This window comes from Chitinophaga pendula, from assembly GCF_020386615.1.
Lineage (GTDB): Bacteria > Bacteroidota > Bacteroidia > Chitinophagales > Chitinophagaceae > Chitinophaga > Chitinophaga pendula.
Map to the genome: position 1 here is coordinate 7,063,451 of NZ_CP077769.1, position 18,951 is coordinate 7,082,401.

The 18,951-nt window shown below is 45.9% G+C and carries 16 protein-coding genes; 11 read left to right on the plus strand and 5 right to left on the minus strand.

Annotation, left to right across the window (positions count from 1 at the left end; genetic code table 11):
• Positions 1 to 12 precede the first annotated feature (12 nt).
• The 6 genes from KTO58_RS26675 to KTO58_RS26700 all read left to right on the plus strand — a co-directional run bounded on the left by KTO58_RS26675 (position 13) and on the right by KTO58_RS26700 (position 4,087).
• Positions 13 to 759, plus strand: a complete 747-nt coding sequence (locus tag KTO58_RS26675) for an MBL fold metallo-hydrolase (RefSeq protein ID WP_225859936.1) — start codon at positions 13 to 15, stop codon at positions 757 to 759.
• A gap of 26 nt (positions 760 to 785) precedes the next feature.
• On the plus strand, positions 786 to 1,619 hold the full coding sequence (locus KTO58_RS26680) for an AraC family transcriptional regulator (RefSeq protein WP_095836483.1): 834 nt from the start codon (positions 786 to 788) through the stop codon (positions 1,617 to 1,619).
• A 76-nt stretch (positions 1,620 to 1,695) separates the two neighbouring features.
• On the plus strand, positions 1,696 to 2,040 hold the full coding sequence (locus KTO58_RS26685; RefSeq protein WP_095836482.1) for a nuclear transport factor 2 family protein: 345 nt from the start codon (positions 1,696 to 1,698) through the stop codon (positions 2,038 to 2,040).
• 264 nt (positions 2,041 to 2,304) lie between these two features.
• A complete protein-coding gene (locus KTO58_RS26690; protein ID WP_095836481.1) occupies positions 2,305 to 2,856 on the plus strand; it encodes an RNA polymerase sigma factor in 552 nt (183 codons plus the stop codon).
• 107 nt (positions 2,857 to 2,963) lie between these two features.
• Complete coding sequence (locus KTO58_RS26695) at positions 2,964 to 3,590, plus strand: hypothetical protein (protein ID WP_095836480.1); 627 nt, start codon at positions 2,964 to 2,966, stop codon at positions 3,588 to 3,590.
• Positions 3,591 to 3,595: 5 nt separating this feature from the next.
• On the plus strand, positions 3,596 to 4,087 hold the full coding sequence (locus tag KTO58_RS26700) for a hypothetical protein (RefSeq protein WP_095836479.1): 492 nt from the start codon (positions 3,596 to 3,598) through the stop codon (positions 4,085 to 4,087).
• 102 nt (positions 4,088 to 4,189) lie between these two features.
• On the opposite strand, the gene KTO58_RS26705 is transcribed toward KTO58_RS26700, so the two are convergent.
• From KTO58_RS26705 to KTO58_RS26725, 5 genes are all read right to left on the minus strand, one after another.
• The gene (locus KTO58_RS26705; RefSeq protein ID WP_095836478.1) at positions 4,190 to 5,155 is read right to left on the minus strand and encodes a transketolase family protein; all 966 of its coding nucleotides are present in this window, start codon (positions 5,153 to 5,155) and stop codon (positions 4,190 to 4,192) included.
• Between the two features lie 78 nt (positions 5,156 to 5,233).
• Positions 5,234 to 6,262, minus strand: coding sequence for a UDP-glucose 4-epimerase GalE (gene galE / locus KTO58_RS26710; protein WP_095836477.1), 1,029 nt, complete (start codon positions 6,260 to 6,262; stop codon positions 5,234 to 5,236).
• A 34-nt stretch (positions 6,263 to 6,296) separates the two neighbouring features.
• Positions 6,297 to 7,157, minus strand: a complete 861-nt coding sequence (rfbA, locus tag KTO58_RS26715; protein ID WP_095836476.1) for a glucose-1-phosphate thymidylyltransferase RfbA — start codon at positions 7,155 to 7,157, stop codon at positions 6,297 to 6,299.
• Between the two features lie 179 nt (positions 7,158 to 7,336).
• The gene (locus KTO58_RS26720) at positions 7,337 to 8,344 is read right to left on the minus strand and encodes an inorganic phosphate transporter (RefSeq protein ID WP_095836475.1); all 1,008 of its coding nucleotides are present in this window, start codon (positions 8,342 to 8,344) and stop codon (positions 7,337 to 7,339) included.
• A 57-nt stretch (positions 8,345 to 8,401) separates the two neighbouring features.
• Positions 8,402 to 9,052 carry a DUF47 domain-containing protein gene (locus KTO58_RS26725; protein WP_095836474.1) on the minus strand — a complete coding sequence of 217 codons (651 nt, stop codon included), beginning with the start codon at positions 9,050 to 9,052 and terminating at the stop codon, positions 8,402 to 8,404.
• Positions 9,053 to 9,261: 209 nt separating this feature from the next.
• Between KTO58_RS26725 and KTO58_RS26730 the strand changes: the two genes are divergently transcribed.
• From KTO58_RS26730 to KTO58_RS26750, 5 genes are all read left to right on the plus strand, one after another.
• The gene (locus tag KTO58_RS26730; protein WP_095836473.1) at positions 9,262 to 10,092 is read left to right on the plus strand and encodes a UDP-2,3-diacylglucosamine diphosphatase; all 831 of its coding nucleotides are present in this window, start codon (positions 9,262 to 9,264) and stop codon (positions 10,090 to 10,092) included.
• A 234-nt stretch (positions 10,093 to 10,326) separates the two neighbouring features.
• Positions 10,327 to 10,737, plus strand: a complete 411-nt coding sequence (locus KTO58_RS26735) for a hypothetical protein (protein WP_095836472.1) — start codon at positions 10,327 to 10,329, stop codon at positions 10,735 to 10,737.
• A gap of 188 nt (positions 10,738 to 10,925) precedes the next feature.
• Entirely contained in the window at positions 10,926 to 13,703 is a 2,778-nt protein-coding gene (locus tag KTO58_RS26740; protein WP_095836471.1) for a TonB-dependent receptor, read from the plus strand.
• A gap of 96 nt (positions 13,704 to 13,799) precedes the next feature.
• Entirely contained in the window at positions 13,800 to 15,242 is a 1,443-nt protein-coding gene (locus tag KTO58_RS26745; protein WP_095836470.1) for a beta-helix domain-containing protein, read from the plus strand.
• Between the two features lie 348 nt (positions 15,243 to 15,590).
• Complete coding sequence (locus KTO58_RS26750; protein WP_225859937.1) at positions 15,591 to 18,839, plus strand: TonB-dependent receptor; 3,249 nt, start codon at positions 15,591 to 15,593, stop codon at positions 18,837 to 18,839.
• The last annotated feature ends 112 nt before the right edge of the window (positions 18,840 to 18,951 follow it).

Genomic DNA, 18,951 nt, shown 5'->3' on the forward strand with positions numbered 1-18,951 from the left:
ACTTGCAGGATTATGGCACGAATTATTCCATTATCCGAAGGGTCTTTTACAGTAGATGCGACCAAACAGTTCATTCCCTTCGATGAAAAAAAGGATAGCATGACCCAGCGTAACCATGGTTCATTGCTGGTAGAAATACAACCTTTCCTCGTCATCACAGACCGTGATTATATCCTCTTCGACACCGGCCTCGGTTTCCGTAACCCGGACGGCGTTTTACAATTGCATCAACACCTGATCGACCATGGCGTAAACCCAATGGAGATCACCAAAGTGCTGATGAGCCATCTGCATAAAGACCACTCCGGTGGCGTATCTGCCGTAGACCCCGTGTCCGGACAACGCTCACTGACCTTTCCGCAGGCCACCTACTATGTAAATGCACAGGAGATGGCCTACGCCATCGAAATGGATGGTAAATCCTATCACGCAGAAGATATCTCCCTGCTCCGCCAGCGGGATAATGTCGTATTCATCGACGGCAACGGTACTATCGATGGCTATATACATTACGAACTCACCGGCGGTCACTGCCCATACCACCAGGTATTCCTCGTAGATGACGGAGAAGATAAAGTGTTCTTCGGTGGTGATGTGGCACCACAGATATCACAAATGAAAAGCCGCTTCGTCGCCAAATATGACTACGATGGCAAACGTAGCATGGAGCTAAGACAGGAATTTATGGAAAGAGGCAAAAATGAAGACTGGACCTTCCTGTATTATCACGATACCAAACTGCCGTTCGGCAAGTTCTAAATAGTTATCCTGCCTGTCACCTTTATATGTATACTACATACAAGAACCTGCGATTTGCAGACGATTGCCTGCAATACAGCCACTATGACGAGGGACAGTGCTGGGCTGCCTATACCCGGTACCACCGCCCCAAAGTACATGAACTATACATACCGCAGGCCATGTTCAACCTGGTACTCAAAGGACGCAAACGTATGTATGAGGGCACAACCGTATATGCAGTACAGGCAGGCGATTGTTTCGTCATCCCGGCAGGTACCTTGTTATGTTCAGAGATCCTATGGGAAGAAGCGGCCTTCGAAAGCATTAATATCCTCCTGACGGAGGACTTATTAGCAGGTATTATCACCGAACATTGCCCGCTGCACTTACCACGTACCACCATTCACCTGCCAGGTTGCGACCCCACAGGCGCCTGGGGAGAACAACTACGGCGCCGTTTCCTGGAAGAGCCAGCGCTATCCCGCACAGAAACGACAGCCGCCGCGATCCGCCTGCTGGCCGCCCGCCCGCAATGGCCCGCCATACTCAACATGCTGCGGCAGGTCGTCGGCCCGCCAGTGACAGCCGCCATCAACACCTTTTGTGACGACCTGCCACATTTACGGTTACTCGACGAAATCGCCCTGAAATGCCATACCAGCAAAGCCACCCTGAGACGATATTTCCGCCAGGTCTATCATACCACCCCCATGCAATACCTGTGGCAGAAAAGACTTGAAATAACCGGCTTCCAGTTGCGAACAACCTCCCGGCCTATACGCGATATCGCCTTCAGCGCCGGTTTTCAGGATATCAGCCACTTCTACCACGCCTTCCGGGCAGCCTACGGCGTCTCCCCGCAACAATGGCGCGCCTGACCATCCATAGCAGATTGAACATTTCAGCCAACGATCTCCCACTCCGTCCACCTACTTTTATCAAAATTGTTATATTATGGAACATTTTGCACAAGATTGGGTAGCCGCCTGGAATAATCATGACCTGGAAGCTATCATGGCCCATTATGATGAAGCCGTAGTATTTTACTCCCCTTTCATCCGCAAACTGAATAATGAACCCAGCGGCGCTATCCGCGGAAAGGAGGAGCTACGTAAATATTTTAGTAAAGCACTGGAAGTATATCCGGACCTCCATTTCGAATTGTATCACATATTGGAAGGAATAGATGGCATAGTATTGTATTACAAAAGCGTAGGCAACCGCCTTAGCGCAGAAATGATGGTATTGAATACAGCCGGTAAAGTGATCGAGGTACGGGCACATTATAAACAGCTATAGAATGACTATTATTACCCCATTAGACCCCCTTTTAAGCCATTTTTCTCTTTTTTGGAGTGGATTTTAAACCTTTTACTCCCAAAACGATCTCATATATGAAAGCTGTTTTCTATTTAACTTTCAATGATAAACGCTTGGGGCTGACAATGTCATTATTTGGCAAAACATCGGATCGCTGGTTTGACCGGAAGTATTGTCAGGCGTTGTACAGATTGGTGATGTTCGACAGATCTCCCCTTTGTCCGGAATTTAACCATTTAACCTATGGCCGTTAATCAGGACGACAAGGAATTACTGGCACTTTACCGGCAACCAGCCACCAGGGAACAAGGATTCACCAACATTATCCGGAAATACCAGGAGCGGTTGTACTGGCACGTTCGCCGTCTGGTGGTCGATCACGAGGATGCGAATGATGTGTTGCAGAATGTATTTATAAAAGTCTGGAAAAATCTGGAAGGATTCCGCGAAGATGCCCAGCTATACACCTGGTTGTATAAGATCGCTACTAACGAATGCCTCAGCTTCCTGGAACAACAGAAAAGGAAAGCCGCCATTTCCTTATCCGATATCGAAAGCGGTCTTAGTAATAAGTTAAAGGCAGATACACAATTTGATGCAAACAAATTGGAATGGAAATTACAAAAAGCCATTCTCAGCCTGCCCGAAAAACAGCGTGTCGTTTTCAATCTCAGGTATTACGACGAAATGCCTTATGAAGAAATGAGCCGGGTGCTGGATACCTCCGAAGGAGCACTCAAAGCATCCTACCACCACGCTGTAAAAAAGATAGAAGAGTATATAAAAAATGGTTAAAATATTAAACCGGACTTGGTAAGTACCACCCATAGACTGTATTTTTCAGTTATAGTCATTTAAACCATCATCCGGGATCATTGTCTAAAGTGCAATATTGATATCTTATGAATAAGGGGAAAGACATTGTAGACGAATTGAACGCACTGTCAGCCGGAGCCAACTGGCCTGCTCGGCAGCCCGCTTATCAGGTGCCTCCCGGTTATTTTGATCAATTCCCCGGCCGCATGCTGGAGTTGATACATAATGATGACAATATCTCTGTTGGAGACGAACTCCGCACCATCTCTCCCACAGTAGCCGCATTACCCCGGCATACACCGCATTCATTGCCAGAGGGGTACTTTGAGACATTACAACCGGTATTACCCAACGTTAACCAGGCTCCAGCCGCAAAAGGAGCAACGGTAATACCTATACGCCGAAAAAAACCTTATCTGAAATTGATGACCGCAGCAGCAAGTATTTGCGCTGTAATCGCCGTGAGCTCCCTGTTCGTATTGCGCGAAAGCAACGGGAATAACCTGGACGCTCACTTGGCAAATATCAGCGATCAGGAGATCGTTGACTATCTGCAATCTCATGCCGATGTGTTCGACAGAGACGCTATTTTTAATACCGTCTCTCAGGTAGAAGCCCTGCCATTAGATGCACAGGATAATAACCTGAACAGCGAAGACCTCGACCAGTTCATAGACAATAGCAGCCAGTCAGCCGATGCACCTCATAATTAGCGATCATGAAGCATTTCAACACAATAAGTATCATTTTACTGGCCCTGTTGACCTGTTTACCCGTAAGCATACGGGCACAACAAGCCGATCTTGATATGAAGGATAAGATCAGACAACTGGAAGTCGCATACCTGGCTAAACAACTGGACCTGACACCGGAAGAAGCACAGGGCTTCTGGCCGCTCTATAATAAATATACCCACGAAGTAGAACAACTGATCGCCGCCCGCAGATCCAAACAGGCCGTGCCCGAAAATGCATCCGGCACCACCCAGAAACTTGCTGCAGATGGAGATGTAGATAAAGAACTGGCCTTCGATCGTAAAATGCTGGATATAAGAAGCCGCTATAAACAGGAATTCCTTAAAGTACTACCCGCCGGTAAAGCCAGCTCCGTATTCAAAACAGAAAGAGAATTCAGAGGTCAGTTGCTCCGGCACCTCAAAGAACGCCGGGATGCCGGCCGTAGAGGAATGCCCGGCAGACAACGATTCTAATCCAACAATACCCTCCCGAAGGAACAATCAGGCATATAAAAAAGAAAAGGAACGCATCGCGTTCCTTTTCTTTTTTATATCGCAGATAACAGCGTACCGCCATTACTGTTTTTTCTTTCTAGCAATGGCCTTTTCTGCCGCAGCAACAATATGATCCGCATCCAGGCCATATTTCTTCAGCAATTCAACCGGTTTGCCACTCTCGCCAAAAGTATCATTGGTACCCACATACTCAATAGGCACCGGCAGATGACGGCTGGCTACCTGTGCAATGCTGTCTCCCAGACCTCCGAGCACATTGTGCTCTTCAGCAGTGACAGCACAGCCGGTCTTTTGCAGGGAACGCAATACCGCTTCCTCGTCCAGTGGCTTGATAGTATGGATATTGATGATCTCCACACTATAACCTCTTTCCTCCAGTTGCTTCCCAGCTTCGATCGCAAGCCATACCAGATGACCGCAGGCAAACAAGGTCACATCAGTACCTTCATGTAATACCTGTGCCTTACCTAATTCGAATACCTGGTCTTCCGCAGTGAAATTAGGCCATTTAGGACGGCCAAAACGAAGGTATACCGGGCCCTCATGATCAGCGATCGCAATAGTGGCAGCCTTGGTCTGGTTGAAATCACAAGGAACCACCACCGCCATACCTGGCAGCATCTTCATCATGCCGATATCTTCCAGGATCTGGTGCGTAGCACCATCTTCACCCAGTGTAAGACCAGCATGCGAAGCACATATCTTCACATTCTTGCCGGAATAGGCAACAGACTGACGGATCTGGTCATATACACGTCCCGTAGAGAAATTCGCAAAAGTAGTAGTATACGGTATTTTGCCACCTATGGTCATACCAGCAGCAATACCTATCATATTGGCCTCTGCAATACCAACCTGTATAAAGCGCTCCGGAAACTCCTTAATAAAGGCATTCAGCTTCATAGAGCCCAACAGGTCCGCTGTAAGAGCTACAACATTCGGATTCTTACGAGCCAGCTCCAGGATACCTTCTCCAAATCCTGCACGGGTTTCTTTCTCGTTTAAGGGTTGAATATCTTTTACCATAAAGGCAATTTATAAATTTGAAGCGTAAAAATAATAATTAATAAGGGGATGTGCTAATATTAAGCACAAACCGGCTCATCAGTTGGCCAGTACCTTGTCGCGCAGACTTACCTCCCATTGCCAGGCTGTACGCATCATATCCTCAATACCTATCTTAGGCTCCCATCCCAGGGATTCCTTCGCATGTGTATTGTTGGCATAGATGGCAATCACATCACCAGGACGACGCGGACCAAGCTCATAATTCAATTTTACGCCGGATATCTTCTCAAATGCCTTGATAGCTTCCAATACCGTTACACCATTACCTGTACCCAGGTTGAATGTCTCACAATTACTCTTGTTCTTATGCTCCAGCAGGTATTGCAACGCTTTAGTATGTGCATTGGCAATATCCATTACATGTATATAATCCCGGATGCAGGAACCATCACGGGTGTCATAATCACTGCCGAATACAGTCAGACGCGGACGTTTACCGATCGCCGTCTGTGTGATCATAGGCACCAGGTTGTCTGGCTTACCGATCGGTAACTCACCGATCAGGGCAGACGGATGTGCACCTACCGGGTTAAAATAACGCAGCAATATAGATTGGGTAGTATTGACATGGCTATAGTCACGGATCATCTGCTCGCCCATCTGTTTGGTACGCGCATAAGGACTCTGTGCCTCTAACAACGGAGTAGATTCCACTACCGGTAGCTCGGTGGCATTACCATATACAGAACACGAAGAGGAGAATACCAGGTTAGGTATGTCAAACTCTTTGATACATTTCAATACGTTGGTCAGTGATGTCAGATTGTTATGGAAGTATAACAAAGGATCTGCCACAGACTCCGGCACCGTTTTCAGCGCAGCAAAATGAATAACACCTACAATGTCACGATTTTCGTGAAACACAGCATGCGTATCCTCCAGATTGCACAGATCCACTTTGTAATTACGGATCTTTTTGCCGGTAATTTTCTCTACTCCTTCCAATAATTGGGTAGTACTGCGGATATTACTGTCCACAGATACCACATCAAAGCCATGATTGATAAGATCGACAATGGTATGTGAACCAATATAGCCGCAACCACCGGTAACTAGAACCTTCATATAGTTTTTGATTTATGGATTTATCGGATGTTCATTATTTAAGCAGCGCCTCAATATACTGCCCATAACCACTCTTCAGCAATGGCTTCGCCAATTCCTGCAGCTGCTCGGCAGTGATAAAGCCCTTCCGGTAGGCTATCTCCTCTATACAAGCCACTTTAATACCCTGACGCTGTTCGATCACCTGCACAAACTGCGAAGCTTGCATCAGAGAGTCAAAAGTACCTGTATCCAGCCAGGCCGTTCCACGGGGCAGAATAGATACCTTCAGCTTGCCCCGACGTAAATATTCCTTGTTAACGTCCGTGATCTCATACTCTCCACGCGCACTGGGCGCCAGATCACGGGCAATATCTACCACATCATTATCATAAAAGTAAAGCCCAGGTACCGCATAGTTGGATTTCGGCTGCTGAGGCTTCTCTTCAATAGAGACCACCCGCATCTGCTCATCAAACTCTACTACTCCATATCGCTCCGGGTCAGATACGTGATAGGCATATACAATACCTCCGTCAGGATCTACATTTTTAGCCAGTTGCTCCCCAAGACCGGCGCCATAGAAGATATTATCGCCAAGAACCAGGGCAACTTTTTCATTCCCAATGAATTCGCGCCCTATTACAAAGGCCTGTGCCAACCCGTTAGGTTGTGGCTGCTCTGCATAACTGATGTCAAGCCCATAACGTTTGCCGTCCCCGAAAAGGCGTTGAAAAGCAGGAAGATCATGTGGCGTAGAGATGATCAATATATCCTTAATACCCGCCAGCATAAGCGTTGACAGTGGATAATATATCATCGGCTTATCATAAACAGGCATGATCTGTTTACTGATAGCATATGTGATCGGATGTAACCGAGTGCCGGATCCACCGGCCAAAATAATTCCTTTCATCGTACTAGTAGGTTAATTTTAAATGGTGAAATGAGGGAACGAAAATCCCCCAAAAATAGCAGGTCTGGATGAAATGCCATATTATTTGACCAAAAAATTAAAAAACCCCCCGAAAACAAAAAGGAGAAAAGGGGGGTTATCCCCTTTTCTCCTTGCCAGAATATCAACGAACAAACGCGTTATTTGACAAATAAGTTTACTACAAAAAATACACCGGCAGCCAGTAAAGCACTGATAGGTATCGTCATGATCCAGGCCCATAAAAGGCTTACCGTTACCCCCCAACGCACTGCTGACAGTCGTTTGGTAGCACCTACCCCAATAATGGAACCAGTGATCGTATGCGTGGTACTTACCGGGATACTCAGGCTCTCGGTCAGGAACAAGGTGATAGCACCGGCAGTCTCCGCTGCCACACCTTCCAGGGGTGTTACCTTCGTAATACGGGTACCCATCGTTTTAACGATCTTCCAGCCACCACTCATCGTACCCAGCGCAATCGCCGTAAAACACGCCAGCGGCACCCAGTTAGGCAGATCCTTGATGTTTTCGATCGTACCATTCGCCACCATCGCCGCGGCAATAATACCCATTACCTTTTGCGCATCATTACTGCCGTGACCAAGGCTCAGCGCAGCAGAAGATACCAGCTGCAAACGCTTGAACCAGTTCTCCGCCCGGAATGGATTCGCCTTCTTACATATATTGACAATAATAATCGTCAGTACAAAAGCAACTGCCATACCAATGAGGGGTGCCAGCACAATAAAATATACAGTAGGCAACACTTTCTGATAGTCCACCACCGCAAAAGAACCGTGTGCATTGGTAACAGCAGCACCAATAAACCCACCAATCAACGTATGAGAGGAACTAGAAGGGATACCGTACCACCAGGTAAATAAGTTCCATATAATGGCAGCCACCAACCCGGAAAAGATCACCTTCAGCGTTACCGCATCCTCAAAAACAGATTTCGCAATGGTATTACCCACCTTGAACTCCCCAATAAAATATTTAGTAATGAAAAAAGCGGCAAAATTGAAGACCGCCGCCCAGATTACTGCCTGAAAAGGAGTCAGCACCTTCGTCGATACAATCGTAGCTATAGAGTTGGCAGCGTCATGAAACCCGTTGATATAGTCAAAAATGAGTGCCAGTATAATGATAACAACTAGAAAAACCATAAGTTAAGAGAGATTACGCAAATGAACATACAGCCGTCAGCCCACTACTGGAGACGATTAGGCATACTTGATAATGATCGTTTCGATTACATTAGCGGAATCCTCACATTTGTCAGTCGCAATTTCCAGCGCCTGATAGATCTCCCTCATCTTGATCAGCTCGGCAGCATTGTTCTCTTTGTCAAACAGGTCAGCAATGGCACGGTCATAAATATCATCAGCATGATTCTCCAGGCTGTTGATCTTAACACAGGCATCTGTAATATTACGCATATTCCTCATGTTGCGCAGCTCGGGGATAGCCTTGCTCAACTCAAGTACACCCTGGTGGATCAACTCCGCCAGCTTACGAATACTCTCCGTGATCTCCTGTACCTTGTAAATATCAATACGTTTGGCAGAACCATGGATGTAGTCAGCTACATCATCCAGGGTAGAAGCCAGGTAGTGAATATCTTCCCGGTCAAAAGGAGTGATAAAGTTTTGCCCTAATTCTACGAATATGCGATGAGTATAGTCATCATTCTTGTGTTCGAGACGCTCGATCAGATTCACTTTGTCTTTGCGCACCACTGGATCATTCGTGGTCACCAGCTCAATCAGCACACTAGACATTTCCACCAGGTTAGCTGCTACATCTTCAAACAAGGAGTAGAAAACCCGGTCTTTAGGCATGAATAATTTAACAAATGAATTGAAGCCTCCCATACAGTAAATTTTGAAAATTTGCGGCAAAAATAGGTCGCTAAACCCAATACCAACAAGAAAAAACGCGAATTAATAATTCCTTAACACTGGATTAATATAAAAGTAATATAGCGATTCGTCCTTTGTAATAGAATTTAAACAGCAACCCGCAGATGATTGTTTTCACCGGCTAGGCAGAATGTCATTCCGCGGGTGCACCGAAAAAGCCCATGTCAGATAAACGCCAATTAGATATAGTTGTTATCTCCGATGTACATCTGGGGATATACGGGTGTCATGCTAAAGAACTAGTGCAGTATCTCGATAGTATAGATCCTAAGATACTGATATTAAACGGCGATATCATAGATATCTGGCAGTTTAGCAAACGATACTTCCCGAAAGCACATACCAAAGTGATCCGCCGTATCCTCAAAATGATCGGCAAAGGCACCGAAGTATACTATCTCACCGGTAATCATGATGAAGCGCTCAGAAAGTATGCCGGGTTCGGATTAAGTAATTTTGTAATAGACAACAAGCTCGTGCTGGAAGTGGATGGCAAAATGCACTGGTTCTTCCATGGCGACGTATACGATGTCACCATGAAAAATTCCAAATGGCTCGCCAAACTGGGAGGAAAAGGCTATGACTTGTTGATTATTCTTAATAGGTTGGTTAACAATATGTTGGAGTATATAGGAAGGGAGAAAATGTCCTTTTCCAAGAAAGTGAAACAGGGAGTGAAGCAAGCAGTAAAGTTCATCTCAGACTTCGAACAGGTAGTGGCCGAAATCGCTATCGACAAAAAATTCGATGTAGTCTGCTGTGGACACATCCACCAGCCTGTCATGAAGGAAATGGTACACGAGGGCAAAACCATCCTGTACCTCAACTCCGGAGACTGGGTGGAAAGCCTTACGTCGTTGGAATATAACGCCGGACAGTGGAACCTCTACCACCATCCCGTAAGCCGGACCAAAGTAGTCCTGCCCGAAGATGAAGATGATATGTCCCTCACCTGGACCGCCGCCAAAACGGTGTCCTTTACTAACGGTTAATTGTTTGTAAAATACCCGGATAGCATCACCTACAACGGATACACTCCTCTCTCTACTTTCAGCAAATTGCTGTCTCACCGGTCAACCATGACCGATGATATAGCACATACTTTACATGTTATTAATAATATTCATGTAATTGCTGCTGCGTATTATCTTTACAATAGCATAACAGCGGCTTAATATTAAATTAAAGGTAACCAGTTAAGTTTGCCTGAATGATAGTTTGACAAGATGAAAATTCTGAAGTTACATCCTCTGATGACGATTTCCTTATTGCAGATGCAGTTCCAACGCCTTTTCTTTTGCAATGTAGCCGTCTACGTCCGCCACTCGCTGGCCAATACCTTCGATACGCTCAAAGAAGCAGGCTTCACATCCGAAGCACTCATCGAATACCCCATCGACGAAACACTGAGCCTCCGCGAATTCGAAGAAGAACTCGAAGAAAAGTTCAACTTTAGCCTGGAATTATGCAATAAGGATAATAAACCGTTCACCAACAAAAGCCTGCACCTGTTCCAACTAACTAACGCAGTGCCCGATAACAGCCGGTATTCCGATATCAGCTCGCAAATCGATATGTCCCTGGACTTACTGAAAAATAGCTTCGCCGCCCAGCAATCCAGACGACCACTATCCTGAAAAAAACCAACTATAACCCTTAACACTATACCATACCTATCGTAAAATAATTTTCCATATTTCACCGCCCCCTTAATTGTTAACCATTTAGTAATAATTCCTTAACAATTAACATTCTCGTAACATTGCCGTAACAATGCGATAATGTCTCGCGGATAGTTTTGCGCCTGAAATAATCAACCACAGACGTGAAACGAACTATTAGTCATTCTTTCTTAGTTTTAGTATCCATTTTATTCATTGCCCTTACCGCCAACGCCCAGAGTACAGGGAAAATAGCTGGAAAAATAACAGATAAAAAGACCGGCGAACCTTTGATAGGAGTTACCGTACTCGTACAATCAACAGGCAAAGGCGCCGTAACGGATGTAGAAGGTAGATACATCATTACCGTTACTCCCGGAACCTATGTAGTCGATTTCAAATACATGGGTTACCAAACCAAATCTATCTCCGATGTAAAAATAACCACCGGCGCACCCGTTACATTGGATGTCGTAATGGATGAACCTTCCTCCAAAGCCTTGCAGGAAGTAGTAGTAAGAGGATCCTTCAAACAAGAATCCATTAACGCACTACTCACCTATCAGAAAAATACCAACACCGTCGCCCAGGTAGTATCCGCAGAATCTATCAAAAAATCACCAGACCGTAATACCAGCGAAGTACTGAAAAGAGTATCCGGTGCCTCCATTCAGGAAGGTAAATATATCATCATTCGCGGTCTCGCCGACAGATACAATCAGGCAACACTCAATGGCGCATTATTGTCTTCTACCGATCCGGATCGCAAAACATTCGCATTCGACCTCTTCCCATCCAATATCGTAGACAACATCATCATCAATAAAGCTGCTACCCCCGATATGCCTGGCGAATTCGCCGGTGGCCTCGTACAAGTAAATACCAAAGATATCCCTGATGCCAACTTCCTCACCCTCAACGTAGGTACAGGTTTCAATGGCGCAACAGTAGGTAAGGAATTCTTTACTTATAAAGGTGGTAAATACGACTTCCTCGGCTTCGATGACGGTAGCAGATTATTAAGCAATAAATTCCCTAGTATCGATGCCTTGCAAAGCGCACCCGCCGCACAACGCGCCGAATACGGTAAATCATTAGGCTCCGTATGGGGATATAACAGCAAAAATGCACCTATCAATTCCAGCTTGCAGGTAACAGGTGGCTTCAGTAGCAAATCATCCGGAAGCAAACGCTTCGGTGGCGTCTTCTCCCTCAACTACAATAAACAAAACAGATTCATCAATACCGAAAGAAGATTTTACGACGCGACCGAAAAACGCTTCGATTATAGCGATAAAGTATACGCTCAAAACATACTGTTAGGTGGATTGGCCAACATCGTATACCAATCAGGCAAAAACAAGTTCAGCTGGAAAAACTCCTACAACATTACCGGTTCCGATCAAACCATTTTACGTACCGGTATTGATAACTCAAATAATACAGACGTTTCCGTTAAAAGCAGCGAACTAAGCTTTAAATCTAACAGACTCTTGAACTCCCAACTGATCGGTGAACACTTTTTAAGTGGCGCTAATGTAAAGATCAAATGGAATGGTAACTTCTCCTGGCTGAAGCAAGACTTACCTGATCTCAGAAGATTGGTATATACCGCTGCTACACCAGATGCACCTTATTACGCATCCGTACCCCAGTTCACCGGAAACCCGCGTAGCTCCGGCCGCTTCTTCTCCAACCTGGATGAAAAAGTATATGGCGGTACCCTCGACCTGACCAAATCTTTCAAATGGTTAGGCGCTAACCAACAGATCAAAATAGGGGGCCTGTACCAACGGAAAAACAGAGACTTTGACTCCAGGGCAATCGCTATCGTATTAGGTAGATTCGACGAGAAATTGTTACTGTTGCCTCCGGATAAAATCTTCGCTCCGGAAAACTTCAGCGCAGATAAATTCTACCTGGATGACCTGACTACCGCCTCAAACGCATACACATCTTTCTCTAATCTCGGCGCAGGATACATTCAATTCGATTTGCAGTTTAATAAACTGAGATTTGTGGGTGGTGGCCGCTTTGAAGCATACGAACAAAGCCTGACTCCTAAAAAAATAAACCTCTTCTCTATTAATAAAGCAAACGACTTCCTGCCGTCTGTGAACTTTACTTATGAGCTGAACAGAAAAACAAACATCCGTCTCAGCGCTTCACAAACAGTAGCTCGCCCGGAATTCCGCGAAATCGCACCGTTCAGCTTCTATGACTTTGAAAAAAGCGGAACCCTCTATGGTAATACCAAGTTGGAAAGAACAAAAATTACCAACATCGATCTGCGCTATGAATTGTACCCGGCAGAAGGAGAAGTAGTAACAATAGCCGCATTCTACAAAAACTTCGATAAGCCAATTGAATCTACCTATACCTTCAATTCAGGTTCACCCATTTTCTCATATGCAAATGCGCAAAAAGCAACTAGCATAGGTGGTGAAATAGAGTTCCGTAAAAAACTGAACTTCTTCAATTCCGCACTCCTCGAACACTTTACATTGTTTGCAAACGTAGCTTACATACACAGTAAAGTAGAATTCCCAGCCGGATTCGTAGGCGAAACTTCCCGCCCGATGCAAGGACAATCTCCTTACCTCGTGAATGCCGGCCTCCAGTTCGATCATGAAAGCACCGGTACAAACGCCTCCCTGCTGTTCAACAGGATCGGAAGAAGGATTGCACAGGTAGGCAACTCAGGATATCCCAGCATCTGGGAAAATCCACGCTCTTTGCTCGACTTCCAGGTATCTCAACGCATCTTCAAAAATGCAGAACTCAAAATAGGTATCTCCGATATCCTCAACCAACGAGGCATATTCTACCAAGACATAGACGACAACAAGAAATTTAACGAAGGAAAAGACTATCTGATCAATCGATTCAACTACGGAACCAATTACAGCATCTCCGTGTCATTCAACCTGAATGGTAAGTAAAAAACAAGAACTGAGGCTGGATTAACAATAGCTTAATGCTACCGTTAACTTCAGTTAATATTAGAAGATCATCTTTGTAACGCAAAAAAATTTCTCATGAGACAAACGTTCAACCTGTTAATGCTCGGTGTGGTGGCTGCTGCGGTAGTTTCCTGTTCAAAAAACAATGGTACTGACAATCCTAACCCAACTCCCTCCGGATCAGATACCTTAAGTGGAGCTATCACTGCTGATAGAACCCTGTCTGCCAATAAAGTTTATTACATCAGTGGCCCCGTATTCGTTAAAAACAACGCAACACTGAAAATTGAAGCGGGCACTGTAATCAAAGCGATCAAAAACAATAATAATAAAGCAGTACTGGTTATCACTCGTGGTAGCAAACTCAATGCAGAAGGTACTGCTGCAAAGCCTATCGTATTTACTTCTAACCAGGCTCCTGGTCAAAGAAACCCAGGCGATTGGGGTGGTGTAGTACTGGCTGGTAAAGCAAAAGTAAACACTGCTTACAATGGCGTACCTAACCAACGTCTCCTCGAAGGTTTTGATGTAACAGACATCGCTAAATATGGCGGCGACCTGATCGGTGGTGGTGGTACTACTCCTGATGATGCTGATAACTCCGGTGTACTCAAATATGTACGTATCGAGTTCAGCGGTATCGCATTGTCCGCTCAGCCTAACTCTGAATTGAATGGCCTGTCCTTTATCGCTGTAGGTAGCGGTACTGTAGTAGAAAACGTTCAAGTAAGCTTCTCCGGCGACGACTCCTTCGAATGGTGGGGTGGTACCGTGAACGCTAAAAACCTGATCGCTTTCCGTGGCCTGGATGATGATTTCGATACTGACAACGGTTATCGTGGTAACGTACAGTTCGGTCTTTCTGTAAGAGATAAAGACCTGTCTGACTGGGCGCTTTCAGGTGGTGCTTCTAATGGTTTCGAATCTGACAACGAAGATCCGGTTCCTGCTACACTGAGCCAGCCTATCACTGCTCCTACCTTCTCTAACATGACCTTCCTCGGACCCACCGCTATCACAGGTGCCGTACTGCCTAACAACAACGCGTTCAAAAGAGCTGCTCACCTGAGAAGAGGTACACAACTGTCCGTATTCAACTCCGTATTCGCTTCCTTCCCCGATGCAGGCATCTTCATCGATGGCGCACTCTCTCAAGGATTCTTCGATAATGGCGATATGCAGATCAAGAATAACATCGTTGCTGCATTCCCAACCGGTAAATATTTAACTACCAATCCTGCTACTTGGGATATCATCGGAAAATTGGTGAACGCAACATTCAAAAATGATGCTTCTATCACCACCGTAGCAGATCTGAAACTGGCTAACCTGGCTTCTCTGACAACGGTAGATGCTCGTCCGGTTGCTGGTTCTCCACTGCTGAATAAAGCTGAATTTACCAGCGCTAAAATCAGCGGTACTTTCTTCAAGAAAGTAACTTATGCTGGTGCCTTCGACGTAAACGACACTTGGGCACAAGGTTGGACCAACTGGGATCCCAACAACACTAACTACTAGTATTTAAGCGTAGATTTTCATAAGCTGTTTTTTATTTTGACCGTCCCGTTTCCGGGACGGTTTTTTTTATTTATACCCCACCACCCATAAACGCTGATTATACATCCAAAGCCATCTTGTCTAGCCGTCTTCTTGCCCGACAGTGGCTAAAATCCTCGTAAATGAGCGGGGCGTTTTTTGTTTGGAGAAAGGGCTTTTTAAGGTGTTTTTAAGCTGATGGCCGGCTTCTTAAGGCCGTTTTAATATAATCGTCTGCGTCTTGTCATATAAAGAGCGTTAACATTCCCTTAATATGGACTTAACATAAGCGTAACAATTCGTTAATAGGTTTGCCGCAAATTAATTCACGTGGTACGATTATTACTCAAATTTTTCATGCTGATGATCATCGCAACAGTATCCTTCACCGGATTGCAGGCGCAGATCACCACCTCTCAGATCACCGGTAAAATAGCCGGTCCTGCCGGCGAACCCCTCCCCGGCGTCACCATACAGGCCGTTAACACATCAACAGGCGCTAAATATGGCGCACAGACCAACGCAGATGGTCGCTACATGATACCCAACCTTAACCCGGGTGGCCCCTACACCGTTTCCGCAACCTTCATCGGATACCGTAAAGAAGAAAGATCAGATGTAAACCTCGGACTGGGTATCTCCACCTTCAACTTCCAACTCAAAGAAGAATCAACCGCCCTGAGCGAAGTAGTGGTAAAAGGTTCCGCTGCAGGTAAACCAGGTGGTACCCGCGTTAACCAGGATCAGATCAAAACGCTGCCTTCCCTCAACCGCAGCTTCCAGGATCTTACCCGCGTTACACCACAAAGCAGTAACAACTCCTTCCTGGGTACTAACTATAGATACAACAACGTCACCCTCGATGGTGCCATCAATAACGATGCGATCGGATTCAGCCCCTCCCTCGGCGGACAAGGCAACACCTCCGGACAACCAGGTAGCAGCACACGCACTAACCCGGTATCCCTCGACGCAATCCAGGACATACAGGTATACCTCGCACCGTACGATGTGAAGATCGGTAACTTCCTCGGAGGTAGCATCAACGCCGTTACACGTAGCGGTAGCAACGAATTCCATGGCTCCGTATACGGATACGGCCGTGGCGCTTTCATGATTGGTAAAAATAATGCAGGCGATGGCTCCAAACTGCCTTCCGACTTCCATGACTATCAAACAGGTGTAAGACTGGGATTCCCCATCATCAAAGACAAACTCTTCTTCTTTACCAACGAAGAAATCACCCGCCGCCAGGACCCTGTGATCCTCGCTGCCGGCTCTCCTGATATCAAAAGCCTCATCAGCGAACAAGATGCCATCAATATCACCAATCGCATGAAGAACACATATGGCATAGATCCTGGTACTTACGGTAACACCAGCATTTACTCCAACTCCAACAAATTCTTCAACCGCATCGACTGGATCATCAACGACAAACACCAACTGTCCATACGCAATAATACCATCACCTCCAGTGCTACCAACCTGGAACGGGATCAGCAAAACTTCCGCTTCGGTGGTATCGACTTCAAACAGGTCAACAATCAAAGCTCTACAGTACTCGAGCTGAAAAGCCACTTCTCTAACGCCTGGTCCAATAGCCTCATCATCGGCTACTCCAGTATTCATGATTATCGCGAGCCCCTCTCTAACCCCGCTATCCCGCAGATCCAGATCGCCGCACCCGGCGGTACCATCTTCCTGGGTACAGATAGAGAAGCAAGCATCTTCAACATGAAACAAAAAACCTTCGAATTCACCGATAACGTAACCTTCTTTAAAGGCAATCACACCTTTACTTTCGGTACACACAACGAATTCTATAATATCACATATGGCTTCGTAAACTCCTGGAACGGCCGCGTAGAATACGGTTCTATCGCTGACTTCCTCGCTAACCAACCGTCCCGCGTAAGAGGTAACTTTAACTACTCCAACAACACCCGCGATTTCATCTGGGATAACCCTCCGGCACAGTTTAAAGTAAACCTGCTCAGCCTCTATGCACAGGATGATATCCAACTGTCAGATCGTTTCCGCCTAACACCGGGTGTTCGCCTCGATTATACCGGTCTGCCCAACAAACAACCGCTGAGCGACAAAACAACCAACGCACCGGTAGATCCCAACTATGGTAACACTTACAACTACACACTGCCAAAAGATATCAGCAATAAATACCTGAACAGCGTACAGATCTCTCCAAGATTAGGATTCAACTACGATATCAAAGGCGATCAGAGCATCGTATTACGCGGCGGTACCGGCCTCTTCACCGGCCGCATCCCATTCGCATGGTTAGGATATGCCTACTACAACAATGGCGTGACCTATGGTGCATACGATACCCGTTTCACATACACCGGCACCAACCCAAGCAAACCCGTAGCGGGCTCCGACCCCATCTCTACCTCTCCTAATGGTATCGCACAGTTCGTAACCGCACAGGGTAAAGATGTAAAAGATGCAAAAGGGGCTACCCAGGTAGACTTGATCGATAACAACTTCAAAATGCCACAGGCATGGAGAAGCAGCCTCGCCCTCGATTACACCACCCAGGATCAGTGGCGCTTCAGCATAGAAGGTATCTACACTAAAGTGATCTATGACCTGAAATTCCAGCAGATCAACATCGTAGATAACCCTTACTACTATGTATATGATGTAAACAAACAACAGCCTATCTTCCCAAGTGGTAAGATCAACGATAAGTATACCAATGCTTACCTGCTCTCCAATACAAAAGATGGCTCCCGCTATAGCATCACTGGTCAGGTAAGCAAAACATTCGCTTTTGGCCTGAACGCAATGATAGCCTACACCTATGGTAAATCCAAAGATATCACCAATGGTATCCGTAACTCCATGGAGTCCAACTGGCAGCTGAACCAGGCACTCAATCCAAACAATCCCCAGCTGGCCTACTCTAACTTCGATATCCGTCACAGAATCGTATCCACCGTGAACTATAAAGTGAAATGGGATCGTAAAGGCCGCTTCGTATCCAACTTCGCCGTGTTCTTCAACACCCAGTCCGGTCTACCGTTCTCCTACGGCTTCATGAACGCCACCGTACAAAACACACCACAGCAGGTGAGCCTGGCTTATATTCCTAAAGTGGGTGAAACCATCAACTTCTTCGAAAATTCAGCTACTAAAACTGCTGCACAGCAGGCTGCCGAATTCGATAACTATATCGACAACGACAAATACCTGCGCAGCAGACGTGGTCAGTTCACAGAACGTAATGGTGGTCGTACCCCCTGGAATACTCAGGCAGACTTCCGCCTCACACAAGATTTCGTACTGGGTAACGGTAAAACCAAACATACCCTCACCGTTACTTACGATATCGTGAACCTCACCAACCTGCTTAATAAAGATTGGGGTATCCAATATTTCTCCCCCAATACATTTAACTCAACAGCAAGCATTGGCCTCAAATCAAAAACACCTGCTCCCGCTGGCTCTAATGCTTATCCTACCTATACCTGGTCCGATCCTGGCACACCGTACTCAAAGGACTTCTTTGCGTCACGTCACCAGATGCAACTGGGACTCCGCTACAGCTTCTAACGATTTGATATAAGCGATAATAAAAAAAGGCCGTCTCTGCATAGAGATGGCCTTTTTTTCCATTCCGGAAAGTATAACAAACAAAGAGGGCGCCTTTACCTGGTAAAAGCGC